This is a genomic window from Nocardioides speluncae (assembly GCF_003121585.1).
GTDB classification, from domain to species: domain Bacteria; phylum Actinomycetota; class Actinomycetes; order Propionibacteriales; family Nocardioidaceae; genus Nocardioides; species Nocardioides speluncae.
Map to the genome: position 1 here is coordinate 26994 of NZ_QEOO01000009.1, position 26411 is coordinate 53404.

General features: G+C 70.5%; 32 protein-coding genes. 16 read left to right on the forward strand and 16 right to left on the reverse strand.

Features of this window, described 5'->3' with window-relative positions:
* Window positions 1–83 precede the first annotated feature (83 nt).
* From DDV73_RS04330 to DDV73_RS04345, 4 genes are read left to right on the forward strand one after another with little or no spacing between them, the layout of a single operon-like run.
* On the forward strand, window positions 84–452 hold the full coding sequence (locus DDV73_RS04330) for an Rv2175c family DNA-binding protein (protein WP_161962284.1): 369 nt from the start codon (window positions 84–86) through the stop codon (window positions 450–452).
* A 24-nt stretch (window positions 453–476) separates the two neighbouring features.
* On the forward strand, window positions 477–974 hold the full coding sequence (locus DDV73_RS04335) for a guanyl-specific ribonuclease (RefSeq protein WP_240617111.1): 498 nt from the start codon (window positions 477–479) through the stop codon (window positions 972–974).
* A 10-nt stretch (window positions 975–984) separates the two neighbouring features.
* On the forward strand, window positions 985–1413 hold the full coding sequence (locus DDV73_RS04340; protein ID WP_109506024.1) for a barstar family protein: 429 nt from the start codon (window positions 985–987) through the stop codon (window positions 1411–1413).
* A gap of 30 nt (window positions 1414–1443) precedes the next feature.
* Window positions 1444–2121, forward strand: coding sequence for a Pr6Pr family membrane protein (locus DDV73_RS04345; RefSeq protein WP_109506025.1), 678 nt, complete (start codon window positions 1444–1446; stop codon window positions 2119–2121).
* Here the strand turns inward: DDV73_RS04345 and DDV73_RS04350 are convergent.
* On the reverse strand, window positions 2080–3135 hold the full coding sequence (locus DDV73_RS04350; protein WP_109506026.1) for a polyprenyl synthetase family protein: 1056 nt from the start codon (window positions 3133–3135) through the stop codon (window positions 2080–2082). The genes DDV73_RS04345 and DDV73_RS04350 overlap by 42 nt on opposite strands.
* Window positions 3136–3204: 69 nt before the next feature.
* Between DDV73_RS04350 and metF the strand changes: the two genes are divergently transcribed.
* Together metF and DDV73_RS04360 are read left to right on the forward strand one after the other, a co-directional pair.
* Window positions 3205–4095, forward strand: a complete 891-nt coding sequence (gene metF, locus DDV73_RS04355) for a methylenetetrahydrofolate reductase [NAD(P)H] (RefSeq protein ID WP_109506027.1) — start codon at window positions 3205–3207, stop codon at window positions 4093–4095.
* A gap of 19 nt (window positions 4096–4114) precedes the next feature.
* Window positions 4115–4726 carry an SIMPL domain-containing protein gene (locus DDV73_RS04360; RefSeq protein ID WP_109506028.1) on the forward strand — a complete coding sequence of 204 codons (612 nt, stop codon included), beginning with the start codon at window positions 4115–4117 and terminating at the stop codon, window positions 4724–4726.
* A gap of 6 nt (window positions 4727–4732) precedes the next feature.
* Here DDV73_RS04360 and DDV73_RS04365 read toward each other — a convergent pair whose 3' ends face one another.
* From DDV73_RS04365 to DDV73_RS04390, 6 genes are all read right to left on the reverse strand, one after another.
* Entirely contained in the window at window positions 4733–6034 is a 1302-nt protein-coding gene (locus DDV73_RS04365) for a phytoene desaturase family protein (RefSeq protein WP_109506029.1), read from the reverse strand.
* A gap of 10 nt (window positions 6035–6044) precedes the next feature.
* Complete coding sequence (locus tag DDV73_RS04370; RefSeq protein WP_109506064.1) at window positions 6045–6659, reverse strand: DUF4126 domain-containing protein; 615 nt, start codon at window positions 6657–6659, stop codon at window positions 6045–6047.
* 36 nt (window positions 6660–6695) lie between these two features.
* Window positions 6696–7538, reverse strand: a complete 843-nt coding sequence (locus tag DDV73_RS04375; RefSeq protein WP_109506030.1) for a hypothetical protein — start codon at window positions 7536–7538, stop codon at window positions 6696–6698.
* On the reverse strand, window positions 7535–8029 hold the full coding sequence (locus DDV73_RS04380) for a SigE family RNA polymerase sigma factor (RefSeq protein ID WP_109506031.1): 495 nt from the start codon (window positions 8027–8029) through the stop codon (window positions 7535–7537). The genes DDV73_RS04375 and DDV73_RS04380 overlap by 4 nt, the downstream gene beginning before the upstream one ends.
* Before the next feature lie 79 nt (window positions 8030–8108).
* Entirely contained in the window at window positions 8109–8468 is a 360-nt protein-coding gene (locus DDV73_RS04385; RefSeq protein WP_240617112.1) for an ArsC/Spx/MgsR family protein, read from the reverse strand.
* Window positions 8469–8939, reverse strand: a complete 471-nt coding sequence (locus DDV73_RS04390) for a YbaK/EbsC family protein (protein ID WP_109506032.1) — start codon at window positions 8937–8939, stop codon at window positions 8469–8471.
* Between DDV73_RS04390 and DDV73_RS04395 the strand changes: the two genes are divergently transcribed.
* The 5 genes from DDV73_RS04395 to DDV73_RS04415 all read left to right on the forward strand — a co-directional run bounded on the left by DDV73_RS04395 (window position 8938) and on the right by DDV73_RS04415 (window position 12649).
* Window positions 8938–9231 (forward strand): hypothetical protein, encoded by a 294-nt coding sequence (locus tag DDV73_RS04395; protein WP_206050711.1) that lies wholly within the window; start codon window positions 8938–8940, stop codon window positions 9229–9231. The genes DDV73_RS04390 and DDV73_RS04395 overlap by 2 nt on opposite strands.
* Window positions 9232–9479: 248 nt before the next feature.
* Entirely contained in the window at window positions 9480–9941 is a 462-nt protein-coding gene (locus DDV73_RS04400) for an SAV_6107 family HEPN domain-containing protein (protein ID WP_109506033.1), read from the forward strand.
* A gap of 21 nt (window positions 9942–9962) precedes the next feature.
* Window positions 9963–10697 (forward strand): methyltransferase domain-containing protein, encoded by a 735-nt coding sequence (locus DDV73_RS04405; RefSeq protein ID WP_109506034.1) that lies wholly within the window; start codon window positions 9963–9965, stop codon window positions 10695–10697.
* Between the two features lie 165 nt (window positions 10698–10862).
* Complete coding sequence (dinB, locus tag DDV73_RS04410) at window positions 10863–12047, forward strand: DNA polymerase IV (RefSeq protein ID WP_240617113.1); 1185 nt, start codon at window positions 10863–10865, stop codon at window positions 12045–12047.
* Window positions 12048–12217: 170 nt separating this feature from the next.
* A complete protein-coding gene (locus tag DDV73_RS04415) occupies window positions 12218–12649 on the forward strand; it encodes a DUF3040 domain-containing protein (RefSeq protein ID WP_109506036.1) in 432 nt (143 codons plus the stop codon).
* Between the two features lie 231 nt (window positions 12650–12880).
* Here the strand turns inward: DDV73_RS04415 and DDV73_RS04420 are convergent, their stop codons facing one another.
* The 3 genes from DDV73_RS04420 to DDV73_RS04430 are packed head-to-tail and all read right to left on the reverse strand — an operon-like array spanning window position 12881 to window position 17574.
* Window positions 12881–15289, reverse strand: coding sequence for a transglutaminase TgpA family protein (locus DDV73_RS04420; protein ID WP_109506037.1), 2409 nt, complete (start codon window positions 15287–15289; stop codon window positions 12881–12883).
* Entirely contained in the window at window positions 15286–16572 is a 1287-nt protein-coding gene (locus DDV73_RS04425) for a DUF58 domain-containing protein (protein ID WP_109506038.1), read from the reverse strand. Before DDV73_RS04425 ends, DDV73_RS04420 begins: the two co-directional genes overlap by 4 nt.
* A gap of 27 nt (window positions 16573–16599) precedes the next feature.
* Window positions 16600–17574 carry an AAA family ATPase gene (locus DDV73_RS04430; RefSeq protein ID WP_109506039.1) on the reverse strand — a complete coding sequence of 325 codons (975 nt, stop codon included), beginning with the start codon at window positions 17572–17574 and terminating at the stop codon, window positions 16600–16602.
* Window positions 17575–17905: 331 nt separating this feature from the next.
* Between DDV73_RS04430 and mraZ the strand changes: the two genes are divergently transcribed.
* From mraZ to DDV73_RS04450, 5 genes are all read left to right on the forward strand, one after another.
* Window positions 17906–18334: a division/cell wall cluster transcriptional repressor MraZ gene (mraZ, locus tag DDV73_RS04435; RefSeq protein ID WP_109506040.1), complete on the forward strand. Its 429-nt coding sequence runs from the start codon at window positions 17906–17908 to the stop codon at window positions 18332–18334.
* Between the two features lie 179 nt (window positions 18335–18513).
* Window positions 18514–18657 (forward strand): hypothetical protein, encoded by a 144-nt coding sequence (locus tag DDV73_RS27700; RefSeq protein ID WP_154402607.1) that lies wholly within the window; start codon window positions 18514–18516, stop codon window positions 18655–18657.
* A 9-nt stretch (window positions 18658–18666) separates the two neighbouring features.
* Window positions 18667–19644: a 16S rRNA (cytosine(1402)-N(4))-methyltransferase RsmH gene (gene rsmH / locus DDV73_RS04440; protein ID WP_109506041.1), complete on the forward strand. Its 978-nt coding sequence runs from the start codon at window positions 18667–18669 to the stop codon at window positions 19642–19644.
* The gene (gene ftsL, locus DDV73_RS04445; RefSeq protein ID WP_109506042.1) at window positions 19641–20237 is read left to right on the forward strand and encodes a cell division protein FtsL; all 597 of its coding nucleotides are present in this window, start codon (window positions 19641–19643) and stop codon (window positions 20235–20237) included. The genes rsmH and ftsL overlap by 4 nt, the downstream gene beginning before the upstream one ends.
* Complete coding sequence (locus tag DDV73_RS04450) at window positions 20234–21991, forward strand: peptidoglycan D,D-transpeptidase FtsI family protein (RefSeq protein ID WP_240617114.1); 1758 nt, start codon at window positions 20234–20236, stop codon at window positions 21989–21991. The genes ftsL and DDV73_RS04450 overlap by 4 nt, the downstream gene beginning before the upstream one ends.
* Window positions 21992–22025: 34 nt before the next feature.
* Here the strand turns inward: DDV73_RS04450 and DDV73_RS04455 are convergent, their stop codons facing one another.
* The 6 genes from DDV73_RS04455 to DDV73_RS04480 all read right to left on the reverse strand — a co-directional run bounded on the left by DDV73_RS04455 (window position 22026) and on the right by DDV73_RS04480 (window position 26249).
* A complete protein-coding gene (locus DDV73_RS04455; protein WP_109506043.1) occupies window positions 22026–22385 on the reverse strand; it encodes a VOC family protein in 360 nt (119 codons plus the stop codon).
* Window positions 22386–22477: 92 nt separating this feature from the next.
* Window positions 22478–23161: a helix-turn-helix transcriptional regulator gene (locus DDV73_RS04460; RefSeq protein WP_109506044.1), complete on the reverse strand. Its 684-nt coding sequence runs from the start codon at window positions 23159–23161 to the stop codon at window positions 22478–22480.
* A 59-nt stretch (window positions 23162–23220) separates the two neighbouring features.
* Window positions 23221–24336, reverse strand: a complete 1116-nt coding sequence (locus tag DDV73_RS04465) for a methyltransferase domain-containing protein (RefSeq protein ID WP_206050712.1) — start codon at window positions 24334–24336, stop codon at window positions 23221–23223.
* Complete coding sequence (locus DDV73_RS04470; RefSeq protein WP_154402608.1) at window positions 24333–25370, reverse strand: MvdC/MvdD family ATP grasp protein; 1038 nt, start codon at window positions 25368–25370, stop codon at window positions 24333–24335. The genes DDV73_RS04465 and DDV73_RS04470 overlap by 4 nt, the downstream gene beginning before the upstream one ends.
* Window positions 25370–25648, reverse strand: coding sequence for a hypothetical protein (locus DDV73_RS04475; protein WP_154402609.1), 279 nt, complete (start codon window positions 25646–25648; stop codon window positions 25370–25372). Before DDV73_RS04475 ends, DDV73_RS04470 begins: the two co-directional genes overlap by 1 nt.
* Window positions 25649–25871: 223 nt before the next feature.
* Complete coding sequence (locus tag DDV73_RS04480; RefSeq protein ID WP_109506048.1) at window positions 25872–26249, reverse strand: hypothetical protein; 378 nt, start codon at window positions 26247–26249, stop codon at window positions 25872–25874.
* Window positions 26250–26411: the final 162 nt, after the last annotated feature.

Sequence of the window (26411 nt, forward strand, 5' to 3'; positions counted from 1 at the left end):
CTGCGGCGTGGCGCAGAATAGGCGATCGAGATGACGGTTCCCGCATCGGCGGGCGACCAGCGAGAGGTGAAAGAGTGGGTGGCATGAACGACCGCACGGTGCCCCAGCAGGATCTCGGTGCCCTGGTCGGCGACTGGCTGGACTGGTCCGCCGCCGCCACCGAGCTCGGGATCAGCGTCAGCAAGGTCCGCACCCTGATCCGCGAGCACTACCTCGCGGCCGCCGTACCGGCCGAGCGCGCGGGCCAGCAGATCCCGGCCGAGCTGGTGATGGACGGCGAGGTGGTCAAGGGCGTGCCCGGGCTGCTCACGCTGCTGCACGACAAGGGCTTCGACGACCGCGAGTGCATCGCCTGGATGTTCACCGACGCCGGCCTGCCCGGCCGGCCGATCGACGCGCTGCGGGAGAACCGCGGCTCCGAGGTCAAGCGACGCGCGCAGGCGCTCGACTAGGAGCATCCGGACTAGGTTGGAATCGTGAAGAACAAGCGGACCTTTCTCGGGCTCCTGGTCGCGCTGCTGACCGCCGTCCTGGTGTGGTGGCTGAACGGCGACGGCGGCGGTACGACGCAGGACGACCGCCCCGACTCGACGCCGAGCGCACAGGCGCCACAGAGCACCCCCACGCCGTCCGCTACTCCAACGAACCTGCCGTCGCCGCCCGACGCGGGGGGCGAGACGGACCCGGACAGCGGGCTGCCCTGGGTCGAGCTCGACACGCTGCCGCCTGAGGCGGGCGAGACGGTCGCGCTGATCGACCAGGGCGGGCCGTTCCCGTACCCGGAGAAAGACGGCACCACGTTCTCCAACCGGGAGGGCGTGCTGCCCGACCAGAGCGACGGCTACTACAAGGAGTACACCGTTCCGACGCCCGGCTCCGACGACCGTGGCGCCCGGCGGATCGTGACCGGCTCCGGGGGCGAGTTCTACTGGACCGAGGACCACTACCGGACCTTCGAGAGGATCCGTCGATGAGGGGACAGCGATGAGCGGGCTCGCGGCGGTCCTGGCCGGACGGCGTGCCCCCGGCGTCTACCGCTGGCACGGCGCCTTCGAGCCGGCCGAGGTGCGGCACACCGTCGAGCACGCCGGCTGGAGGTTCGGCCACCTCGACGGCTGGGGGACCGAGTCCAAGGCCGAGTTCCTGGCCGGGATCGGCGAGGCACTGCGCTTCCCGGCGTACTACGGCCAGAACCTCGACGCGCTGGTCGACTGCCTGCGCGACGTTGAGGCGGATCCCGGGCTGGTCCTCCTGTGGGACGGCTGGGGCCCGTTCGCGCGTGCCGACGAGCACGCCTTCCGGGTCACCCTGGACGTGCTGCGGGAGCGTACGGCGGCGCTTGGCGCCGGCGCGTTCGCCGTACTCCTGCGCGGCGACGGACCGGACCTCGACACGGTGCCCAGCTTGGACTGACCCGGCGCCCGTGGGGAGTAGGTTGCGGCCATGACGCGCGCGCGTGCCTGGCACCTGTTGACGTTCCTCGTGGCCGGCTTCGCGCTGGTCCTGCAGTTCGTGCTGATCTGGCGGGGCGATCATGTTCTCGACGAGACGTCGTCGCCCCCGCTGTCGACGCGGGTGATCCGGTTCGCGAGCTACCTGACGATCTGGTCGAACGCGCTGGTCGCCTGGTCGGTCGCCACGCTGGTGCTCGATCCGCTGCGCGACGGCAGGATCTGGCGAGCGTTGCGCCTTAACGCCGTGGTGATCTGCTTCGGCGGGGGCGTGGTCCACTTCTTCCTGCTCCGGCCGCTGCTCGACCTGAACGGCGCACCGCTGCTCGCCGACCGGCTGCTGCACATGGTGGTGCCGCTGCTGGCAGTCGTCGGCTGGGTGCTCTTCGGACCGCGGGACCGGATCCCCACGCTCGCCGCGTTCCTCGCCGTTCCGCTGGGCTGGCTGGCCTACACGCTGATCCGCGGTCCCATCGTGGACTGGTACCCGTACCCGTTCATCGACGTCATCGAGCACGGGTACGGCGTGGTGCTGCTGAACTGCGTCGGCGTCACGGCGTTCATGCTCGGCCTGTACGCGCTGGCCCGCTGGCTGGACCCGAGACTGCCCGGGGTCGACAAGGAGCCGTCAGTGGACGCGCTCGGTAGCGGCGGCGGCGAGGTCGCGTAGCGCCACCTTCGCCGGCTCGCTGACCGGCGAGGCGGCGAGCGAGTCCACGGCCAGCCGGGACAGCTCGGTGATCACCGACTCGACCTGGGTGTCGGCGCCGGCTCCGGAGATGATCGCGCGCAGCTGCTCGACGCGGGCGTCGTTGAGCGAGGTGCCGAGCGCCTCGTCGAGGATCGTTGCGTCCTCGGGAGAGGCGGCGTCCAGGGTCAGCGCCACCAGCACGGTGCGCTTGCCCTCGACCAGATCGTCGCCGGCCGGCTTGCCGGTGGCCGAGGGGTCGCCGAACACGCCGAGCAGATCGTCGCGGAGCTGGAACGCCTCGCCGAGCGGCAGGCCGAACCTGGTCAGCGCCTCCTGCATCTCTGCGTCGCCACCGGCCAGCGCGGCGCCGATGTGCAGCGGCCGCTCGATGGAGTACTTCGCCGACTTGTAGCGCAGCACCGTCATCGCGGTGTCCACGTCGGCCTTCGCCCGAGCCTGGACCGACACGTCGAGGAACTGGCCGGCGATCACCTCGTTGCGGCAGGCGTCGAAGACCGTGAGGGCCGGCGCCACCTGTTCGAGAGGGAGCCCGCAGCCGCGCAGCAACTGGTCGGCCCACGACAGCAGCAGGTCGCCCTGCAGGATCGCGGCCGCGGCGCCGTACTGTGTCGGGCTGCCGGACCAGCGCGCCTGCAGGTGCTGGGCCTCGAACGCGCGGTGCGTCGCCGGCCGGCCGCGCCGGGTGTCGGAGGCATCCATCAGGTCGTCGTGCACCAGCGCGCTCGCGTGCAGCAGCTCGAGGGCCGCGCAGGCGCGCAGCAGCGCCTCCTCGTCAGCCACCTCCGGCCGTACGGCGCGGTACCCCCACCAGCAGAAGGCCGCCCGTAGCCGCTTGCCGCCGGACACCGAGAGCCGCGCCTCGTCGACCAGCCGCGCCGCGTCGGCGCCGAGCGGCGCCAGCGCCTCGGCCTGCTCGTCGAGGAAGGCGTCCAGCACCTTCTGGATCCGCTCGCGGAACTCGGGGTTGCTCACGGGCTCAGGCTATGTGGTCGTGGTGAGACTCACGATTCGGCGTACCGCGGCACCCCTAGACTCGGCGGCATGGGTGCTGAGCAGGGACGCGACATCGGACGGCTGATCCGTGAGGGTGAGCGGTCGTTCTCGTTCGAGTTCTTCCCGCCCAAGGATGCCGCGGGCGAGGAGCAGCTGTGGCGCGCCATCCGTGACCTGGAGCCTTACCGGCCGACCTTCGTCTCCGTGACGTACGGCGCCGGTGGTTCCACGCGGGACACCACGGTCGCGATCACCGGCCGGATCGCCCGCGAGACCTCGCTGCTGCCGATGGGCCACCTGACCTGTGTCGGCCATACCCGCGAGGAGCTGACCGGCATCCTCGACGCCTTCGCCGCGGCCGGCGTCCGTAACGTGCTCGCGCTGCGCGGCGATCCGACCGACGGCCCGCGCGCCGAGTGGACGCCCACCGAGGGCGGCCTGACCTATGCCCAGGAGCTGGTCGAGCTCACCCGCGAGTACGGCGGGTTCTCGGTCGGCGTGGCGGCGTTCCCCGACGGTCACCCGTCGGCGGAGTCGCTCGACCACGACGCCGAGGTGTTGCTCGGCAAGCAGCGCGCGGGTGCGGACTTCGCGATCACCGACATGGTGTTCCGGGCGGTCGACTACTTCGGCCTGGTCGAGCGCGCGGGCGCGATCGGCGTCGACATCCCGATCCTGCCGGGCATCATGCCGATCCTGAACCTGCGCCAGGTCTCGCGGATGGCCGAGCTGTCCGGCCGCGAGATCCCGGCCGACGTAGTCGGCCGCGTCGCCCAGTACGAGGACGACCCGGCCAAGGTCCGGGCCGAGGGCATCGCGATGGCTGCCGAGCTGTGCGAGGAGCTGCTCGACGGCGGCGCGCCGGGCCTGCACTTCTACACGCTCAACCGGTCCAAGGCGACGCTGGAGATCTTCGAGGCCCTGCGGATCACGGTCTGACGCCACTAGGGTCGGTGCCATGGAGCGCACCGTCACTGTCACCGGTCAGGGCGAGTCCCGGGCCGTCCCGGACGCCGCCAGCATCCGGATCTCTCTGCATCACCGAGCCGCCGGGGTCGCGGACGCGGTCACCGGCGCCGACTCGGCCGCCCGGCAGGCGGTCGCCACCGCCCGCACCTTCACCACCCCGCAGCGAGTCGCTTCCAGCGGGCTGCAGGTCTGGCCGGCGCATGACCACGAGGGCCGGCAGAACGGCTTCGAGGCGCGCCACGAGCTGTCGATCCGCTGCGACGACGTGACCGTGGCCGGCAAGCTGGTCGGCGCGCTGGCCGCCGAGGTCGGCGACCGGCTGCAGATCGACTCCTTCTCGCTGGACGTGTCCGACCCGGCCGCGGCGAAGACGGCGGCCCGGGAGGCGGCGTACGCCGACGCTCGGGTGAAGGCCGAGCATCTGGCGAGGCTGGGTGACGCGATCCTGCTGGAAGTGCTGGCGATCGCTGAGGGCGGGTCGTCCGGGCCTGGCCCGATCTACGCGATGGAGGCGGCGATGGGCGGCAAGCGGGACATGTCCTTCGAGCCGGGGGAGACCGCGATCGGCGCGACGGTGACCGTGACATGGCGGATCGAGTAACGACGGTCAGGCGGGGCCGACCGCTTGCGCGACGAGCGCTGCCGAGAGCCCGACGAACGGAAGGCCCGACCCTGGGGTCGCGTGCGCGCCGGCGGCGTACACGTTGGGGATCGGGGTGGTCGGGCCGAGCCGGTGCCGAACGGTGCCGCGCCCCTGCCAGAGCACGCCGAGCGGCGAGCCGCCCCACTCCTCGACCAGGTCTCGCGGTGACCGGTCGATGCGGATCTCGACCTGCTCGCGGATGTCGATCTTCTTGCGGGCCAGCGCCACCACGATGTCCTCGGCGAGCTTGCCGCGGCCGAGCACGGTCCACGCTGTCCCGCCTGCGGGCGCCTGGCCGCCGGTGCGGACCACCAGCGTCGGGTCGCCGTGGAAGACGACCTCCGGACCCAGCTCGGGTACGTCGCCGCTCAGTCCGAGGTAGCTGATCACCGGCGGGATCGCGGGCATGGTGCGGTCGACGTGGCGCACCAGCGCGGGCAGCCGGCGCGGGTCGATCGCGCTGACCACGATGTCGGCGTCGAGGTCGCCGTCGTGGGTGCGGACCGCGACCGCGCGGCCGTCGCGCAGCACCACGTCCTCGGCGGTCGTGGACAGCAGCACCTCGACCTTGCGGGTCGCCAGCCGGTCACCCAGCACGGCGGTCAGCCGGGCCATCCCGCCGGGCACCGTCCAGGCGCCGAAGTTCTGCTCGACGTACGCCGTGACGCCGAGCCAGGCGGGCACGTTGCGGAGCTCATGGCCGTCCAGCAGGAACGGGAACCCGGCCATCAGCCGGAGCCGCTCGTCCTTCAGCGTCCGCTTGAGCCGCTTGTGCATCATCTCGCGGCCGGTGAGCAGGGCGGTCGTCGCCTTGGGCGCCACGTCCCGGTCCCACGGGCGCTCCAGGTAGTCGCGGCGGAGCAGCTCCCAGTCGTCGGCGTACCCGGCGACGTAGTCGATCCACTCCTGGCCGAGGCCGGCGCCGAGCTCGTCGACGGCCTCGAGCTGGGCGGCCCGGGTGCCGCCCGGAAGAGCGACGCTGGAGCCGTCCTCGAACCGGTGCTCGCGCAGCACCTCCTGCCAGACGAGCTCGATCTCCTTGTCGAGGGGCCGGCCGGTCTTGCGGAACAGGTCGCGGACCGCCGCGGGCAGCATCGTCGTGGTCGGCCCGGCGTCCCAGCGGAAGCCGTCCTGCTCGACGAACGACAGCGCGCCGCCGAGCTGGGGATTGCGCTCGACCAGCGTGACCTCGTGGCCGAGCTTGGCCAGTCGCGCCGCCGTCGCCAGGCCGCCGTACCCGCCACCGACCACCACGACGCGCGCCATGGCGTGAACCCTAGTGGTACGGCGTTGCTCCCACGCTGGGCGTCCGCGGCCGCCGCTCGCGGCCCTTCCACTTCCGCCAGCCCTTGCGGATCACCTTGGCGGCGAAATAGAGCAGGATCATCCCGAGCGCCAGGAGAGTGCCGGCGATCGCCGCCGCGATCTCGGGGTGCTCGATCGCGAACCACACCACACCGAGGACGGCGAAGTCCTCGAGCACGCTGACGCCGATGTTGGTGACCGGCTCCGGTGAGGTGTTGATCGCGAGCCTGGTGCCGGCCTTCACCGTATGCGAGGCGAGGGCCGTACCGCCGCCGACGACGCCGTTGACGGCCTGGTCCAGCGAGTTGGCGTCACCGGCCAGGAGCACGCCGATCACCGCGCCCACCGTCGGCCGGATCGCGGTCGAGATCGCGTCCCAGGTCGAGTCGATGTACGGGATCTTGTCGGCGATGAACTCCATCGAGTAGAGGAACGCGGCCGCGCCGAGCACCTCCCAGCGCCCGAGCACGTCCGGGATCTGCTCGAAGCCGCTTACCCGGTCGGCGATGCCGAGGACCAGCACGACCAGGTACGAGTTGATCCCGCTCGCCCAGCCGCTCGAGAACGCCATTGACAGTGAGTCCACACAGCGAAGCATAGGGAACCCGGCGCCACCGCTTTGCTACTCCGGGCGCGGCATCACCAGGTCGGGATCGGCTGCGAGCTCGGCAAGGGCGGCATCCCGGACCTGCAGTCGGGACTCGGCGGCCGCCTGGTCGGGGGCCTTGACGGTCTCGGATGCCCGGGTCAAGAACGTGTCCGACTTGATGACCTTGACGTTGAGCTCGAACCAGAGCGCCCGCGGATCGATGTCATCCAGCCGGCTGCGGGGCACGACGCTCCCGCCGTCGTGGTTCAAGCCTCGGAGCCCGGGCGTGAACGCCCAGAACCGGGTGACCACGACGTCCCCACGGTCGCTCAAGGTGACCGCGCAGCGCAGATAGGTACCGTCAGCCAGGCTGTTGGCGCAGTCCTCCCTGGCGTTGCCTTCGGCCTCGCTCCCGGCGTGCAGGAGCTCGAGACTGAACCTATGCCCGGTGTTGCGCCCGTAGGAGATGGTCATCGCTTCGGCCTCGTCCATGCGACCTAGCGGCAGCGGATCGTCGCTGTTGACCCTGCCCGCGACGAACTCCCCCATACCGAAGTCGAGGCCGGCGTCGGCGAGGACGGCCTTCGCGTGCTCGTCCATGATCCGCGGCATCTCCTCGGCGTCGTACTCGTCCAGGGCCTGCTGGATGGCGGGGTCGATTCCCTTCCCAGAGCTCCCGCCGTCATCGGCGAGCCTGGGCGCCGCAACGGCTGCGCCTGCCGTGAGAACAGCCGCGCAGGCGATCCCCGCGATCGCCCGGCGCCGTCGTACGACCCGGCGGCCCTGGCCGATCGCTGTGTCGGGGGAGAGGGCGAAAGGTGGCTCGTCGCTGGTGACGTGGTCGCGGACGAGGGTGGACAGGTCGCGTTCGGTCATGACGGCTCCTCGGTGAGGACGAGTTCCGGAAGGTGGGCGCGCAGGGTGGCCAGCGCGCGGGAGGTGTGGCTCTTGACGGTGCCCTCGGCTATGTCGAGGGCCGCGGACGTCTCGGCGACCGACAAGTCGTCCAGGAAGCGGAGCGCGATGATCGCGCGCTGTCGGTCCGGCAGCAGGTCGAGTGCCTGCCCGAGGTCGAGCGGCCGATGCTCCTCGGCCGCGGCGCGTTCCGGCAGGGTCTCGGTCGGCGTCTCCGGTCGGCGTCTGCGCAGCTGGCTGAGGCACTCGTTGACCACAACCTTGCGGGCATAGGCATCGAGGGTCTCGGTGCGGATGCGCGGCCAGGCGGCGTACAGCTTCACGAACGCGAGCTGGATGACGTCCTCGGCGAGATGCCAGTCATGGACGATCAGGTACGCCGTACGGCGCAGCGACGGCCCTCGGGCGAGGAAGTACTCGGCGAACTCACGTTCGCGCTGTGGTCGGCGCATCGGGTGCCTTCCGTGGGGGACTAGGACACCCCGACTACGCCGTGCCGGCGCCCGTAGGTTCGCATCGAGCGGCCACGAGTTAGCCGGCCTTGATCACGGAGGCCAGCGAGTCGGCGTCGCGGGCGACCACCGTGGTGCCGTCGGAGGCGGTGATGATCGGGCGCTGGATGAGCTTGGGGTGCTCGCTCATCAGCCGCAGCCAGTCGGCCCGGTGGGCGGCGTCCTTGGGTGGCAGGCCAACCTGCTTGGCGATCGGCTCGCTGGTGCGAGCGATGTGCCACGGCTCCAGCCCGAGCCGGGCCAGGACGTCCTCCAGCTCGGCGACCGTCGGCGGGTCGTCGAGGTAGCGGCGCACGGTGTACTCGGCGCCGGCCGCGTCCAGCTCGCCGACCGCCGTCCGGCACTTGGAGCAGGCCGGGTTCAGCCAGATCTCGATCACTCACTCCACCTCGATCGTCTGGGCGCCGGTGAGCTCGAGGAGCTCGTCGTACGACGTGGAGAACACCGCAGCAGGGTGGCCGGCGGCCGCCCAGACCACGTCGTACTTCTGCAGCCAGGAGTCGATGTACGTCGGGACCGGCGCCGGGTGGGCGATGGGGGAGACGCCGCCGATCACCTGGCCGGTGTGGGTGCGCACGAAGTCCGGCTTGGCTCGCTTGAGCGGCGGCAGCCCGAGGTCGGCGGCGACCTTGGCGGTGTCGACGCGGTGGGCTCCCGAGGTGAGGATCAGCACCGGCGCACCGTCCGCGTCGAAGACGAGGCTGTTGGCGATCGCGCCGACCTCGCAGCCGAGCGCCTCCGCGGCCAGCGCGGCGGTGTGGACCGAGTCCGGGAGTACGACGATCTCACCCTGCCCGCCGAGGCGGGTGAGCTCGGTGCGGAACGCGGTGATCGATGGGTGCTCGTCCATGCGGGTGACGTTACCGACCGTTGTCCAGCGCTTTACCGGGGCCGTCTCCGCACGGCGCCAACGTGAGTTCCTGCTGGCCACGGGCTGTGCGGCTGCCGACAGCAGCGAGATCGTCACCTTCACCGACGAGCACGGCCGGGCCTGCACCGCCGTGGTCGTCAACGACCAGTCGGACGAGGGCGGCCCCACCGGCCGCGAGGCCGAGAGCCTCGACTGCGAGTACCCGCCGGCAGGGAAGACCCCAGGTCCGGCCACGAGCAGGCCGCTGCCCGACGGCGCCGACTCCGAGTAGTCCCACCGAATCTGTTCCCGAAATCTCTTTCCCGGCAAGTCATTGACGGACTGTCGGCGGCCGGGTGTACGGTGAACTCGTTCGAACAAATGTTCGAAGTCAGCAGGTTTCGGTGGAGGCGACCTCGACCCCCGCCTCCACCGGGACCGACCGAGTGCTCGCCGGTCATCGTTGCCGATGCCGCCGACATTTTCCGTACCGAGGGGGTCGAGGCCACAGGGGTCGACCGAAGCGATGAAGGGACCGACGTGCAGTCCGAGACCAACCCCTACCCCCATCCGTATGCGCTTCCGGCCAGTACTCACTCGTACCTCGGCCGAGCGGCCGAGTCGCTGCGGGAGGCGATCACGGCCAACGAGGTTCCGACCCGCTACGCGTGCGCTCACGTCGCGGCGCTGCGAGCCGCGGCGGCGCTGCTCGCGGCGCGGGCGCACCCGGCACCCACGCGGCGGCGGGCGCAGAAGAACGCCTGGGTGCTGCTCGCCGAGGTGGCGCCCGAGCTGGGGGAGTGGGCGGCCTTCTTCGCCGCAGGCGCCGGCAAGCGGGCGGCAGCGGAGGCGGGGTCACAGCGGGCGGTGACCGAGCGCGAGGCCGACGACCTGGTCCGCGACGCCGACCGCTTCCTTGCCGTGATCGAGTCGGTGCTCGGACTGGCGCCGCACGTGCCGTTCGAGGAGCAGATCCCGTGGCGGGCGGGACGCAGTGCCTGAGCCAGGCATAGGGTTGGCGACATGTCAGCCAGTGAACGGCGCGGCGCGGCACGTACCGCCGTGGTGTGGGGCGCGCTCCGGCCGGTTCTCGACGCCGGGCCGCTCGACGTACTCGACATCGGCGGTGGCACGGGCGGGTTCGCCGTCCGGGTGGCCGAGCTCGGCCACCGTGTCGCCGTCGTCGATCCCAGCCCCGACGCCCTGGCGGCCCTGGGCCGCCGAGCGCGGGAGAGCGGCGTCGCAGACCGGATCGCCGGGCAGCAGGGCGACCTGTCCACGCTGTTCGACGTGGTCGAGCCGGCCAGCGCCGACCTGGTGCTGTGTCACGGCGTGCTCGAGGTCGTCCCCGAGCCGGCCGACGCGCTCAAGGCGCTTGCCGCGGTGCTGCGCCCGGGCGGGACGCTCAGCCTTCTGGTCGCTCAGCGGCACGCCGCCGTGGTGGCCCGAGCGATGGCCGGACACTTCCAGGCCGCCCACGCGCTGCTCGAGTCCGGGACCGGACCTGCCGTTCGCGGTGCGGCCGGGCGGGGCAGCCACCGGTTCACCCGCGACGAGCTCGCCGAGCTGCTGCCTGCCGCCGGCCTCGACGTGGTCGCGGTGCACGGCGTACGAGTCTTCGCGGACCTCGTCCCCGGCTCGCTGCTCGATCTCGAGCCCGGCGCCACCCAGGCGCTGGTCGACCTCGAAGAGGCCGTCGCCGAACGCCCCGAGTACCTCCCCCTCGCCACCCAGCTCCACCTCCTCGCCAAGCGCTGAGGCGACAAGCAGCGGTGGTTGCGGTTCAAGCAAACCCGCTGTGGTTGCGCCCGTGCCCGGGTGCGACGTGCGTGGACGGGGTCGCCGAGTCGGCGCAAGTCAGCATCGCTCGCTAGAGCTCGCTCGCCCACTTCCGCCGACTCGGCTCCTTGGTGGGTGGTAGCGGTGGGTGTCTCGTCTGCTGACTGCCACATCCTGCACGTCGACATGGACGCGTTCTATGCGTCGGTGGCGATCCGGGAGCGGCCGGACCTGCAGGACAAGCCAGTGATCATCGGCGGGTGGCAGCGTGGCGTCGTACTCTCCGCCAACTATCACGCCCGCGCCTATGGCATCCGCTCCGGCATGCCCGGCACACGAGCGCGACGGCTCTGCCCGCAGGCGGTGGTGGTGCAGGCCGACTTCACCGACCTCGGCCGGGTCTCGAAGGCGGTGATGGAGAATTTCCGCGAGGTCACGCCGCTGGTCCGGGTGGTCTCGTTGGACGAGGCGTTCCTGGACGTCAGCGGCTCCACCCGCCGGCTCGGCTCGCCCGCGATGATCGCCGAGCAGCTCCGGGCGCGGATCTACGACGAGCAGGGCATCACCTGCTCGGCAGGGGTGGCGCCGTCGATCTCGGTCGCCAAGATCGCGAGCCGGCATGCCAAGCCGGACGGCGTGGTGGTGGTGCCGCCCGATCGGGTGGTGTCGTTCCTGCACCCTCTCGATCTCGGCGAGCTGTGGGGAGTGGGGGAGAAGACGCGGACCAAGCTGCGCCGGATCGGGCTGCTGACGGTCGCCGACGTGGCTCACACCCCGTTGGCCGCCCTCCAGCACACCGTCGGCGCGGCGGTCGGCTACAAGCTGCACCAGCTGGCCTGGGGTGCCGACCGGCGGCTGATCGAGCCGCGCTACAGCATGGAGGAGCCCGACAAGAGCATGGGCGCGGAGGAGACGTTCGCCCGGGACCTGGCCGACCGCGAGCTGATCCTCCGCGAGATCCTCAGGCTGGCCGCGAAGGTGTCGCGCCGGCTGCGGAAGGCGGGGTACGCCGGCCGCACCGTCGCCCTGAAGGTGCGCTTCAGCGACTTCACCACGATCATCCGATCCCGAACGATGGTCGAGGCGACCGACGTCACCCAGGAGATCTACGGGACCGCCGCCCGCCTGTACGACGCGCTCGGCCTGGACCGGGCGAGCCTGCGGCTGGTCGGCGTACGTGTCGAAGGCTTGGTGCCGCGACAGACCGTCCACCACCAGTTCCTGCTCGGCGAGCGCTCGCCCGGCTGGCGTGAGGCCGACCGTGCTGTCGACCTGGCCGCGCAGCGGTTCGGGTCGTCCGCCGTACGCCCGGCGACGCTGCTCGGGTGAGGCATGTGAGGAGCGCTCGGATGACCCATACGGCAAGATCTGGCCACCAGTTTGGGGTGAAATTCCACCCTGTGGGTACCACCTTGCGCAGGTGCTGCCTAGACTTGAAGGAAGCTCCTCGTCCAGGAGCCGTAGTCAGAAGATTCCGGAAGTGATCCGGGGAGGAAACCGTGCCGCTCTCGGAAGAGGAGTTGCGACTGCTCGAGCAGATGGAACGCGCCCTCGCCGAGGAGGATCCCAAGTTCGCCTCCACGTTGAAGGGAACCTCGTTCCGCCGCTCGGCTCGCCGCCGCGCCATCGTGGCTGGGGTCGTCTTCGTCATCGGCATCGCCGTCTTGATGGCGGGCGCCGTTCTTCGGCAGACGTCCGTGGGCATTCTCGGCTTCGTCATCATGCTCGGCTCAGCAACCGTCGGCCTGACCGCGATACGCGGCCACGCCCGCGCCGAGTCGGTGCAGACCGACGAGCATGACCCCGAGCTAGGACTTCGCGTCATCGACGGCGGCCGCTCCCGCCGCTTCACCCGCCGCTCCCGCTCCCACGGCTCCTTCATGGAGCGGATGGAAGAGCGCTGGCGCCGCCGCCGCGAAAACGGCTACTAGCACAACCTTCGACGACACCGACCGAACCGCGAGCCCTGTGCGTGCGGTTCGGTTTCGGGCGCCTGCGGGCGGCGTCAAGCGGCTTGGCCGCGGCGCGCGCGTACGGCGCGCAACCAACAGCGAAGGGTGGGCGCGCGACGCGCCGCCGCAGCGCCCGCAGGTGGCCGGAGCCGGGCCGCACGCACACCGGCCAGCACCACTTCCTGACCCGCCCAACTAGCGAGCCAACACCTACCCGACGTGGTCGATGACGTCGTCGTAGTCCTTGACCTGACGCCGTAGGGCGGGCTCGGCGATGGCGGGCTTGCCGGCCCAGAGCGACCGGGGCAGCCAGTCGGCCAGCAGGCGGGCGCGGTTGTCGACGCCGGCACGGAACGCCTCGGTGCAGACGGCGACGTCGTGCTGGGCCTCGGCCAGGGCCACGCCGGGCGCGGTCCGGGCATAGCGGCCGAGCTCCACCGCGGTCACCAGTCGGGACATGGCTGCGACCGCGGCGGGGTTGGTGGCGGCACCCTTCTCGGGTCGTATCGGCCGGTTCTTCCCGCCTGCGGCGAAGCTGCCGGCCATGCTCGCGCCGGTGGAGCGCGGAGAACGCCCGTCCGGCCATGGCAGGCCGAGGTCGATCGCGGTGGCACGGAGCTCCTCCCAGGCCGCCTCAGCCGGAGGTAGGTTCCGCCAGCGCCGGTCTCGGGCCATGCGGCGCAGGACGCGAGGAAGCAGGGCGAGAGCCAGCAGCAGGATCAGGCCACCGACGACCCCGGCGATCACGGCCAGCCAGGGGAACCCCTTCTCCTCGGGTGTTGTCGCACCGGTCTCAGCCTCGGGAATGTCCGGTCGCTGGGTCGGGTTGGCCCCCGGGTTCGAGGGCGTCGCCGAGTCGGAGCTTGTCGGATCGTCGGTCGGCTCCTGGCCGGGTAGGCCCTGGGTGGTGTAGCCGGGTGCGCTGCCGGTGCGGTCCGCCGGGGTGGGTTCGAAGACCACCCAGCCGTGGCCGCTGATGAAGACCTCGGTCCAGGCGTGCATCTTGTGCGAGGTGAACTCCCAGGTGCCGTCGCCCGCCGGCGTCGGCTGCTGGAAGCCGACCGCGACCCGGGACGGGATCCTCAGGATGCGTGCCATCACGGCCATCGCCGAGGCGAACTGCTCGCAGTATCCGACCTGGTCCTCCAGCAGGAAGCTCTCCAGGGTGTCGGCGTCGTTGCCCTCCGGCGCCGCGGTCAGGTCGTAGGTGAACTCGTCCGACCGCAGGAAGTTCTGGAGCGCCCGGGCTTCCTCGAACGGGGTATCCGCGCCCTCCGCGACCGTACGGGCGAGGTCCTCGACCGATTCCGGGATGTTATTGGGAAGCTTCGTGTACTCGTCAGCGAGCCGCGCGTCCGGTGGTGGCGCGTTCAGCAGGCTGTCCTTGTCGTGCTTGAGCGAGACGCCGGTCGCCCGCCACTCCATGCCCGCGGTGGTCTCGTCCCGGTCGTCGGACATGAAGTCCAACGTGTCCGGGTCGTAGTACCAGTCCCCGGGGGCGTCGACCTCGGTGACGTGCAGCGGAAGCGGCAGCCAGGTCGAGTCGAGGTCCTCGGTCGCCCGCAGCTCGTAGTCGTACTCGTTGCGCGGCACTTCTGGAGCGACGCCGAGCAGGTCCGGGATGTCGCCGTCGGCGCGCTGGTCGTCGTCGAGGTCATGGGTGCCGACCCGCCACGTGGTCCCGTCGAAGCTGGTGAGCGATCCCATGCGCAGCCGGTCGAAGTTGGGGTCGTCGGTGCTGACGGTGAGGACCAGTCGGTCGGGGCCCCGCTTGAGGTCGCGGACCATGTCGGTCATCGGGTTGACGATCTTGACGTTGTCGCCGCCGCCGCTGCCGGGGCCGCGGCCCTTGAACACGCTGAGGTTGAACGTCGGGATCAGCAGCGGTACAACGATGGCCAGTGCCGTCGCGCTCGCACCCACCACGACCGCGGTCCGCTGAGTGGCGCCGGAGCGACGCTGGTAGCCCAGCATCCCGGAGGCCGCGCTGGCGTGCTCACGCTGGCCGAGCGGCCGGCCCCAGTGGCTGACCCGGTCGCTCTCGTGCATGAACACCAGGGTCAGGAACCCGGCCGCGGACAGCACGAACACCCCGCCCGGCACGCTCTCCTGCAGCACGCTGATCGGCAGGCTGTAGATCGCGAGCAGTGGCAGCCCGGCGAGCGGCACCCGCCCGAGGGTGCAGGCAATGGTGTCGACCAGCACGGTGAACAGCAGGGCGCCGAGCAACAGCAGCGGCACGATCGAGGGCACCGTGGTCGGCACCGGCGCGGCGTACGTCGTCGCCGTGTCGAACGACCGGCCGATCCGCTCGGCGCAGAGCTCGAGCGAGCTGAAGTTGGGGATCATCCACCAGCTCGCCTCGCCGGCGACGTGGTAGTTGAGGTAAAGCAGGCCGACCAGGAGCTGCGGCAGCGGCACGACCATTCGCGGCAGCCGCAGCCAGCGTCCGACCGCGCCGGTCGCGGCGATCAACAGCCCGCCGAACAGGGCGGGCGCCAGGAAGCGGCCGGGCTGCTCGAGGAACCCCCGCCACGAGAAAAGCGTGACCCAGGTGGTCAGCGCCGCGGCGACGCCGAGGCTGACGGTGTAGCCGAACCCGGCTCGGGCCCGGCTCATCGCACGGCTCCGGTGATCAGGGGCATGGCGGTCGCCGCGTGCCCGCGTGGGTTGCTGGACCGGCCGAGCTCCTGCCAGGCGGCGGCAAGCCGGTCCTGTGGGCCGAGAGAGACCGCGCTCCAGCCTTGTGCCGACAGCCAGGCCGCGGCGCCGCTGCCCTCTCCGGGCGAACGCGCCGCCCAGGCGTCGACGTCGAGGGTCACGGCCAGCGCCGAGCTCGCGTGGTGGAGCATGCTGCGCAGCACCGGGTGGTCGGTCTGGTCGACCGCACCCAGTACGGCGACGAACAGGCCGCTCTGGTTGCCCTCGCCGAGCCAGCCGCTGTCGATCGTGGGTCGCCGCACCGAGTCGACGACCGCCAGCGCCTCGAGCAGCGGACCGGTGTTGAGGCTTGAGGAGCGGTCGTGCCACACGGTGTTGGGGTCCTCGCCGTTGGCGGTGACGAAGCGGACGGTGAAGCCCCGCTGGCTGAGGTGGACCGCGACCGAGGCCGCGACCGACACGGCCGCCTCGAGTGACGAGGCGACGCCCTGGCCCCGGTGTGACTGGGCGCGGTTGTCGAGGAACAGCGTCGCTCGCGACTGCCAGGGCTGCTCCTCGCGTCGCACCATCAGCTCGCCGACCCGGGCGCTGCTGCGCCAGTGCACGCGGCGCAGGTCGTCGCCCTGGCGGTACTCGCGGACGGTGACGTCCTCGGCGCTGCCGATCGCGAACGCGCGCGGCCGGTTGTCGCCCGAGCCGGTCCAGGCGCCGGACAGCGGGATCACCGGGAGCGGCACGGTGCGCGGGGTGACGGTCAGCTGGGTGGTGGTGTGGAAGGCGCGTCCGAGCTCGACCAGGCCGAACGGGTCGCCGACCCGCACCGTCATCGGGCCGATGTCGAACCGGCCGCGGACGTCGGAGCGGAGCTGATAGGTGATGTGCCGGTGCCATCCGTGCCTGACCCCTTCGAGCACGAAGCGCGGGCGGGTGCCGAGCACATAGGGGACGTGGTCCTCCAGAAGCATCAGACCGGTCGGGGTCTTGCCCTCGTTGCTGAGGTCGAGCCGCACCGACGCCTGTTGGCCGGCGGACACGAGCGTCGGCGTGACGTGCCGGATCAGCGCCAGCCGGTAGCGGCTGCGGCCGACCACGAACGCGGTCACCAGCGGCAGCGCCGCGATGAGTACGCCGACCCGGCTCAGCGACGGCTGGCCGAGCACGATCGCGCACGCGACCGCGGTGACGCCGGCCGCGAGGAAGGCCCGCCCCCGGACCGTGAGTCCGGCTAGTCCTTCACGCACGACGCGACCCCCTCCCTATCCCCGTCCTCAGGCTCTGACGCCGGGGACCGCGACGTTCCCGACGATCTGGTCGAGGATCGCGGTGGTGCTGCGCCCGCTCATCGCGGCCTCGACGCTCGGGAGGAGCCGGTGGGCGAGCACGTGGCGGGAGAGCAGGTGGATGTCGTCGGGCACGACGTAGTCGCGGCCGGCGATCGCGGCGTGTGCCTTCGCGGCCCGCACCAGGTGCAGTGTCGCGCGCGGCGAGGCCCCGAGAGCGAGCTCCTGGGTACGCCGGGTGGCGGTGGTCAGCGCAACGGCGTACCGCTGCACGGGCTCGGAGACGTAGACCTGGCCGACGATCTGGATCAGCTTGCGGATCTCGCTGGCGTCGGTCACCGGCTCCAGGTCGTCGAGCGGGTTGCTGCCGGTGTGGGAGCTGAGCATCGCGATCTCGGACGACTCGACGGGGTAGCCCATCGACACCCGCGCCATGAAGCGGTCGCGCTGCGCCTCGGGGAGGGCGTAGGTGCCCTCCATCTCGATCGGGTTCTGGGTCGCGATCACCATGAACGGCGCCTCGAGGTGGTACGTCGTGTTGTCGACGGTGACCTGCCGCTCCTCCATGCACTCCAGCAGCGCGGACTGGGTCTTGGGCGAGGCTCGGTTGATCTCGTCGCCGACCACGATGTTGGCGAACACGCCACCCGGCCGGAACTCGAACTGGCGGGTGTCCTGGTTGAACACCGAGACGCCGGTGACGTCGGACGGCAGCAGGTCGGGGGTGAACTGGATGCGGCGCACGGTGCAGTCGATGGACCGGGCCAGCGACTTGCTGAGCATCGTCTTGCCGACGCCGGGAACGTCCTCGATCAGCAGGTGACCTTCGGCGAGGAGAACGACCAGGGCCGAGGACACGACATCGCTCTTGCCCTCGATGACCTTCTCGATGCCCCCTCGCACCCGGCCGACAACCCGCGCCAGCGTGTCGAGATCCGCTCCACCTGAGCTCGGTGCCGTCACGTCGTGCCTCTTTCACCTATGTCGAACCTGGCCGGGCTCGGCCCCCGCAATTTCGTGTAGTCAACCGTAGACAGGCGCGCAAGCCGAGGCGAGGTCAGGTACCGAGTCGTCATCAGCCTGTGACCCGGTGTGAGATCCCGCGGCGCGCCTGTCCTCCCATCATCCCACGTGGAGCCGACCCGGCATTTGTCTGCGAGGAGCGCAGCGACGAATGCAGACAAGGGCCGGGTCGGCTCCACGTGGAGCGTGACACGCCGAATCTGGTTGATCGTGGGGGAAAGTGGCGTATGGTGGAGCGCAGTGGAGGAAAGTCGCAGAGTGGAGGTGCCCGATGTTCTTCGGCACCTACACGCCCAAGATCGACGACAAGGGGCGGCTCTTCCTCCCGGCGAAGTTCAGAGAAGAGCTGGCGGAAGGACTTGTGGTGACTCGAGGGCAGGAGCGCTGTCTGACGGTCTGGTCCATGGGTGACTTCGGCAAGCTCACCGACCGGCTCCGCGAGGCGCCGGTGACCAACAAGGGCGCCAGGGACTACGTCCGGATGCTGTTCGCCGCCGCCTCTCAGGAGGTGCCGGACAAGCAGGGCCGGATCAACATCCCGCCGATGCTGCGCGAGTACGCATCGCTCACCAAGGACGTGATGGTGATCGGCGCGATGAACCGGATCGAGATCTGGGACCCCGAGTCCTGGAGGCAGTACTCCGAGGAGCAGGAGCAGGTGTTCTCGGAGCTCAGTGACGAGGTGTTCCCCGGAATCTGACGAGGGCGGCACCGACAACAGAAGAACGGATGCGCAGGACGAGGTCTCGTGCCCGCTCGCTCCATCGCCATCTGGGGCACCTTCCCCGGCTCCAGACGGCAACTTCCCCGACGAGGGAGCGGGCAGGGACCTGGTCAGGCGGATCCGGCATCGAACGAAACGATGGGGGTCGAGACCAGATGATGAGCAGAACGGGGGCGCCGCAGCCGCCACGCCGTACCCGGCACCAGGCGCGCGACGCCATGGCGGTGATGGTGTTCTCGGCGACCGCCTCGGTCGGCCTCACCGTGGTCCTGATCCTGCTGATGCGTGCGGGCCGGTAGGGGCGAGCGATGACCGCCCCACGGCACGTCCCGGTGCTTCTCGACCGGGTCGTCACCCTCGTCGCGCCCGCTCTCGCCGAGCCCGGCGCGGTCCTGGTCGACGCCACGCTCGGCCTCGGCGGCCACAGCGAGGGAATCCTGACCGCCTGCCCGGAGGCGCGGGTGGTTGGCATCGACCGCGACCGCAACGCCCTACAGCTAGCCGGTGACCGGCTCGCCACCTATGGCGACCGGTTCACCGGCGTCCACGCCGTGTACGACGAGATCCCCGACGTGCTTGCGGGGCTCGGCCTCGACCAGGTCGGCGCGGTGCTGTTCGACCTCGGCGTCTCTTCGATGCAGCTGGACGTGCGCGAGCGCGGCTTCGCGTACGCCGAGGACGCGCCGCTCGACATGCGGATGAACGACACCGAGGGCCCCACCGCAGCCGACGTCCTCAACGGCTACCCGGTCGGCGACCTGGCTCGGATCCTGCGCGAGTACGGCGAGGAGAAGTTCGCCATGAAGATCGCGCGGGCGATCGTGCGGGAGCGGGAGAAGGCGCCGTTCACCACGTCGGCTCGCCTGGTCGAGCTGCTGTACGCCGAGATCCCGGCCCCGGCGCGCCGTACCGGCGGCCACCCTGCCAAGCGGACCTTCCAGGCGCTCCGGATCGAGGTCAACGACGAGCTCAGCGTGCTGCGTCGGGCGGTGCCGGCCGCGATCGACGCGATCGGCGTCGGTGGCCGGGTGGTCGTGGAGTCCTACCACTCTCTGGAGGACCGGATCGTCAAGCAGGCGTTCACGGCTGCGACGAAGACCGACGTACCCGACGACCTGCCGTTCGTCCCGGAGGGCCACGAGCCGGCGCTGCGCCTGGTGACGCGCGGCGCCGAGAAGGCGGACCAGCACGAGATCGCCGACAATCCGCGCGCGGCGTCGGTCCGCCTGCGCGCGATCGAGCGGATCCGGCCCCGGCCAGCAGCGAGGAGAGGAGCGAGCAGATGAGCGAAGCAAGAGCCGTCCAGTTCCGCAATCGAGTCCCGCGCCTCGCCGAGGCAGCGGTCCAGCGCGCCCGGCTCAGCGTCGTACCGCGGCAGCAGACCCGGGCGGCGCGGGTTCCGTTCGTGACGCTGGTGACGCTGCTGCTGGTCGGCGGCGTGGTCGGGCTGCTGCTGTTCAACACCTCGATGCAGCAGGCCTCCTTCGCGGCGACCGCGCTCGAGGGCCAGGCGACCAACCTGTCCGCGCGGGAGCAGACGCTGCAGCTGGAGCTGGACCGGCTCCGCGACCCGCAGGCGGTGGCGGAGAAGGCACGCTCGCTCGGGATGGTGGAGTCGGCCGGCACCGCGTTCCTGATGCTCGGTGAGGACAAGGTGGTCGGCAAGGCCGTGCCCGCGCCTCCCGACAGTGGCACCCGGATCCAGCCGCCCGCACCGGACAAGCCGGCGGCGCTTGACCCACCGCCGGTCAAGGCGCCGCCCGCGAAGAATCGGCAGCACCAGCAGAACAACCAGCAGCAGAACCAGCAGGGCGACGGGCAGCAGGGCAATCAGCAGGGCAACCAGCAGGGCAACCGACAGCAGCGGAGCGGTCGGTGAGTCCACCACGCGGGGGCTCCGCGCTGTTTCGGCTGCGGTTCGGGTTCGTGGCGATCGCGATCGTGCTGTCGATCTACGGGGCACGGCTGGTGCAGCTGCAGGGCCTCGACCCGAAGTCGTACGCCGCGATGGCGGCCGCCGAGGGCGTCGTCAGCATCACCCTGCCCGCGGACCGTGGCGCGATCCTCGACCGTGACGGCGAGCCGCTCGCGGAGTCGGTGGACGGGCTGATGATTGTCGCCGACCCGAAGCTGACCACCGAGCACGCGCCGTACCTCGCCAAGGAGCTGGCAAACGAGCTCGGCCTCGACTACTTCACGACGCTGAAGGCGCTGAGCAAGCCCGACACCCGGTTCCAGTACATCGCCCGCCGGGTGCCGGCGACCCAGGCGCTGAACGCGGTGGAGCGGCTGACCGAGGCCGGCTACAAGGGCCTGGCGACCGAGCGCGACCCGCTGCGCGACTACACCCGCGACGTGGCCGCCAACCTGCTCGGCTACATGGGCACCGACGGCGAGCCGCTGGGTGGCATGGAGCTGACCTTCGACAAGATCCTGGCCGGCAAGGACGGCTCGGCGCGCTACGAGGTCGGCGGCGGCAACCGGATCCCGCTCGGCGACAACCAGACCGTCAAGCCGGTCGACGGCAAGGACCTCAAGCTGACCATCGACCTCGACCTGCAGTGGTTCGTGCAGCGGGTGCTGCGGCAGACCGTGCTGAACGCCCGGGCCGAGTCCGGGATGGCGGTGGTGATGGACACGCGCACCGGCGAGGTGCTGGCGCTGGCCGACGACCCGACCTTCGACGCCAACGGCCCGCTCCGCCGCGAGGACAAAAGCAACCTCGGGTCGCGGGCGATGAGCGACGTCTACGAGCCCGGCTCGGTCGAGAAGGTGCTGACCCTGGCGGCATTGCTGGACGCCGGCAAGGTGACGCCGTGGACCAAGATCCTGGTGCCGCCGGAGCTGCCGCGCCAGGACCGCGTCATCCACGACCACTGGGACCACGGCAACGAGAAGCTGACGCTGACCGGCGTCCTCGCCAAGTCGTCGAATATCGGCACCGTGCTGGCCGCCGACCAGTTCGAGCCGGCCGAGCTGCACGGCTACCTCGACAAGTTCGGCTTCGGCCAGCGCACCAAGGTCGGCGTCCGCGGCGAGACCGCCGGTATGCTCTCCGACCCCGACACCTGGTCGCAGATCAACCAGGACACGATCGCGTTTGGCCAGGGCGTCTCGGTCAACGCACTGCAGATGGCCGCCGCGATCAACACCGTCGCGAACGGCGGGGTGCGGGTGTCGCCGAGCCTGGTCCGCGGCTCGGCCGTCACCGACCAGGGTGAGCAGGTAGGCACCGACGTCGCGAGCCCGGAGCGGGTGCTCAGCGAGAAGGCCGCCCGGCAGACCGCGCAGATGATGGAGAAGGTGGTCGACCCGGAGGACGGCACCGCGCCCAAGGCGGCGGTCCCCGACTACCGGGTGGCGGGCAAGACCGGCACCGCCCAGCGGGTGAACCCGGAATGCGGCTGCTACGAGCAGGACGCCTTCGACGTCTCCTTCGCGGGCTTCGCGCCGGCCGACGACCCGAGGTTCACGGTGTACGTCGTGCTCCGCAAGCCCGGCGTGGCCGGCGGTGGCGGCTCGCTGGCCGGGCCGGCGTTCTCCACGATCATGCAGCATGCGCTGCGCCGCTACTCCGTGCCGCCGACCGGCACCAAGGCACCCGACCTGCCGGTGACCTGGACCCGTCGCTGACCAGGCCACCGGCAGGCCACCGGCAGATCCGGGCTCAGCCCTTCGGGCTGGTGATCACGCCCAGGTGGTTGCCGTGCGGGTCGAGGATGTGCGCGAACCGGTGGCCCTGCGGCGTGGACTGCGGCGGCACCAGGATCTTGCCGCCGAGCGACTCGGCGCGCTCGGCGGCAGCCTCCGCGTCGGGCACCTCGACGTAGAAGATCGCGTAGCTCGGCAGCTCCCCGCCGGTGTCGGCGAGGCCGCCGACCGCGTTCTCGCCGTCGGCGTAGAACAGGTCGTACGGCACCGGCGACTGCTCGTCGGGGGCGATCCGCCACCCGAACAGCTCGCCGTAGAACCTGCGGGACTCTGCTGCGTCGGCGGTGCCGACCTCGAACCAGCCGATCGTGGTCATGGTGGTCTCCTTCTCTGGATTGATCGGGTGAGACCACTCTCGAACCGCGCGGCGACAGCCCTATGTCGGTGTTTCCGGGCGGCTTTCGACGCTCACGCGATGTTGGGCGTGAACGTCTCGGGAGCGTCGGCGAAAACCTCGGCGTAGCGGCGTGGTGGCGCGACCTCGCCGGTCGGCCGCGCCTCGCGGATCCGGTCCAGCCGGAACACCCGCGGCCCCTCCCGCAGCCGGCACCAGCCACCGAGGTGCCAGTGGCCGGCGAACCGGACGAAGGCGACCGGCTCGACCAGCCGGGTGCTCGGCTGGTCGAAGCGGTCGACGTACTCCAGCGCCAGCACCTCGCCGTCGACCAGCGCGTCCTGGATCACCTGCGGTACGTCGGTCGCCGACTGCGGGAAGAAGCGGATCCGGTCGGTCAGCTCGTCCAGCCGGGCCCGTTGCGGAGGCGACATCGCGTTCTGGATCTTCAGCAGCGCACCGCGGGTGGCCGCGGCGAACGGTCCGGACGAGCCGGCCAGCGCCGCCGCCACGGCGGCCGCCTCCTGGGCGGTGAAGTTGACCGGCGGCAGCGAGTGCCGCTTGTCCAGGACGTAGCCGCCGCGCCGGCCGCTCTCGGCGTACACCGGCAGGCCGGACTGCAGCAGCGCCTGGATGTCGCGCTCGATGGTCCTGGTGGACACCTCGAACCGCCGGCTCAGCGTCGGAACGCTGACCGGGCGCGGACTGGCGGCACGCAGCTCCTCGACGATGGCGTACAGCCGGTCGGTTCGGTTCACGCGCCCCAACCTAGCCCGCACCGCCGACACTCTTGGCCGTCTTCGATCCCCTGGAGGGGTTACGGGTGCAGGGTCCAGCTCGGCCCGTCGGGATCGTTGAACCATACCCGCTGCATCTGGCCCTCGATGGTGACGCCGTACCGATCGGGGCTGGGTTCGCCGGCCTCCTGGTAGAAGGTGTGGGCGTCCTCGAGGTTGCGCCACAGCGGCCGTGGGCCGGTCTCGCTGACGCTGGTGTCGGTATGGAGATGGGCAATCGATCCGTCCGTGCTCCACACGCGAGCCCCGCTGATCTGCTGATCGTCGCCGAGGTCGTACTGCCAGGTCAGATCTGGCTCCACGATGCTGGCCAGGAACCGGAACGAGTTGTCGGCGAGGGCAGTTGCGGGGAGCGTGGATGGTCGGCCTGGTTTGGTCGGGAGCTGTGGCCGGGAAGGGAGGCTTGCCTCGCCCGGGTGGCGCAGCGGCATGAAGAACGCGCCGTCGGGAAGGAAGCGGCCTTCGGCGGTCGCCAGACCGGTGCGGTGGATGCGGGCCAGGGCGTTGCCGAGGGGGGTCACAATGAGGCCGCTGTCGGTGAGCTGCTCGGTCAGGGCGGGCGGGATGGTGCGGAGTCGGCAGGTGGCGATGATCCGGTCGTAGGGGGCTCGTTCGGGGTATCCGGCCGCGCCGTCGCCTGTGACGACCAGCGGGCTGCGTCCGGTGGCGGCGAGCCGGTCGCGGGCGGCGGCGGTGATGTCGGTGGTCAGGTCGATGGTGACGACGTGGACGTCGCCGAGGCGGTGCGCGAGGAGCGCGGCGTTGTAGCCGGTGCCGGTACCGATCTCTAGCACGGTCATGCCGTCCTCCGCGGCTAGGGCCTCGAGCATGACCGCCATGACCGACGGCTGCGACGTGGACGAGGTGGCGGCGCCGTTGGTCCGATGGGTGACCAGGGCGCGGTTCTCGTGCACGGCGGTGAACCACTCCGCGGCCGTTTCCGGGTCATCGCGGCTGATCAGGCTGCCGGCGTGGTCATAGAAGTACGGCACAAAGGCGTCCCGGGGAACGTGCACGAACGCGGACCGCCAGGCCGGATCGGTCAGGGCGCCGGCGTCTGCGAGCCCCTGCACAAGCCGCACGCGCGCTGAGGCGGCCTCGGCGCTGAGGCCGTCGTCCATGTGCTGCGGCGTCATCCTGCTTGGCCCTTTTCGAGGAGGTCGGCGATGGCGTAACTGATGGCGTCGCGGGTCGTCTCGATCCATGCCCACTGACCGCCGGGGTTCACGTCGACCAGGTGGTGCGCGCCCTTCTGGTCGACGATGAAGTCGAGGGCGGCGAAGACCAGCCCGAGGCGGTCCATCATCTGGCGGATGCCGTACTGGAGGTTGCCGGGCAGCGTGGTAGCGCTATGGGTAAACGACTTGGAGTTCTGGCGCCAGTCCAGCTGGGGCTCACCGTCGGCGAGCGTGTGGGTGGGGCGGATCGCCACTGGAAACTGCTGCTCGTCCACCACGGTCACCCGGATCTCGTACGCCTTGTCAGTGATCTCGCGCTGGAACAGGTGCGCGGTCAACGCGATTCGTGAATCGTCCCATTGCTCGGCCGGCACGCGTCGCGTGTAGAGCTGGCCACGTTTGCCGTTCTCGGTGTGCACGATGCCGCCGAGCACCTTGGTGACGATCCGTCCACCGCAGCGCTCCGCGAACGCGGCGACCTCGGCGGGGTCGTTAGTGATCAGCGTCTCCGGCACCGGCAGGCCGGCTTCAACGGCGGCGGCCAGCTGGACAGGCTTGGTGCAGTCCGCGTTGGCCTGTGGCCGGTTCACCCACAAGACGCCGGGCAGCGACCCCAGCACCGTCATCGCCTGCTTGGCCTGGGTAGCGGCGAACTGGAGCTCCGGGCCGCTCATGGTTTCGGCAAACTCGTGCGGTGTGGGTTTGCGCCACCACACCGCCCGAAGCGCTGAGAAGTCGACGCCCCGCGACCTGTCATGCCATCCCCCAGCCCAGCGGGACCGCTGACCATCGGACCGCTGACCATCGGACCGCAGCTCGGCGCGCAGGATGCTGCGGGTCGGGAAGTCGGCGAGATCGGTTCGCCAGAAGGGCACTCCGCGCGCGTTGAGCTCGCGCAAGACGTAGTCCGCGGTTGGGTCCAGCGCGTAGGTGACGACGAGCACGCGCGGCGCAGTCTCGCCACGCGCGCTCATCGCTGGGGTAGTGGGCATCAATCGTCGTTGGTGTCAGTGTCGAGTGCGATTGCATCCGCGCCGTCGGACTCGGTGGTGCATGAGGTGTTAGCCATAGTCGGGTTCTCGACCACCAGCTGTCCATCGACGACAGACAGCTGGGTAGCTGGGTCCACGGTGATGAGCGGGCGGCGGTTGTCGATGGTCACCGGGTTGGTGAGCGCATCGAGGCCAAACGGCCGGGTGATCTTTGGACCGGCGGGTTCTTGGTGGATCCTGTGCGACAGGGTCGGGACGCGCTCAAGCATTGCAGGCATTTCTGTAGCCTCCTGTGACAATCAGGCGAAATCCGGTCTTACCGGAGGTTAGGGGACTTCGCCGACAGTTTGTGTGTGGCTGGTTCAGTGACGGGTGCGGTTCGGGTTGGAGTGCGTCGAACTGATGAGCGTCGGCGGCCGTCGACATGGGTGTGTGTGAAGAACTCGGCGACCATCCAGACGGCAACCACTGCCAGTCCGCCGGCGACGAGCACGAGGTCTGTCACCTCCTTGTCTCCCAACAGGTGAGTCCGAGTTGGTGGAGCGACGGAGCGGACGCGGACTCTCGTGGTTCGGCACGCCCGCTCCGTCGGTTCGTGGGGCGCCGGCATGGCGCGCAGGCGAGCAGGATCGGGCCGGGCATCACAAGGGCCCTCGCTCCCGTATCCGACATTTGCTGGACCATGTGTTCGAAGGCGATCGAGGACTGATCAACTCGCTCGACCAGGATTGACGCCAAGGTGTATCCCTCGTCGTCGGCGAACGCCGCAAGGTCGGATGCGGTCTGGGTGAGGTCCGACTCATTCATCGATGCATCGGCGCGGATGTAGCCGAGCAGCAGCGGACGGGTCTGGTCGTTCTGGGTCAGTGCCGAGCTCATCGGCTGCACATCTCCTCTGCGCGTGTGGCGGCATGTGCCATCAGACTGAGATAGAGGGAAGGCGACTGAAAGGCCCTCAGAAGGCCGTTTAGAGGACATTTATAGGTCGTCGATCATTGAATGGGTTACGATAGGCCTTCTAAATCCGCGCGGAACGATCGA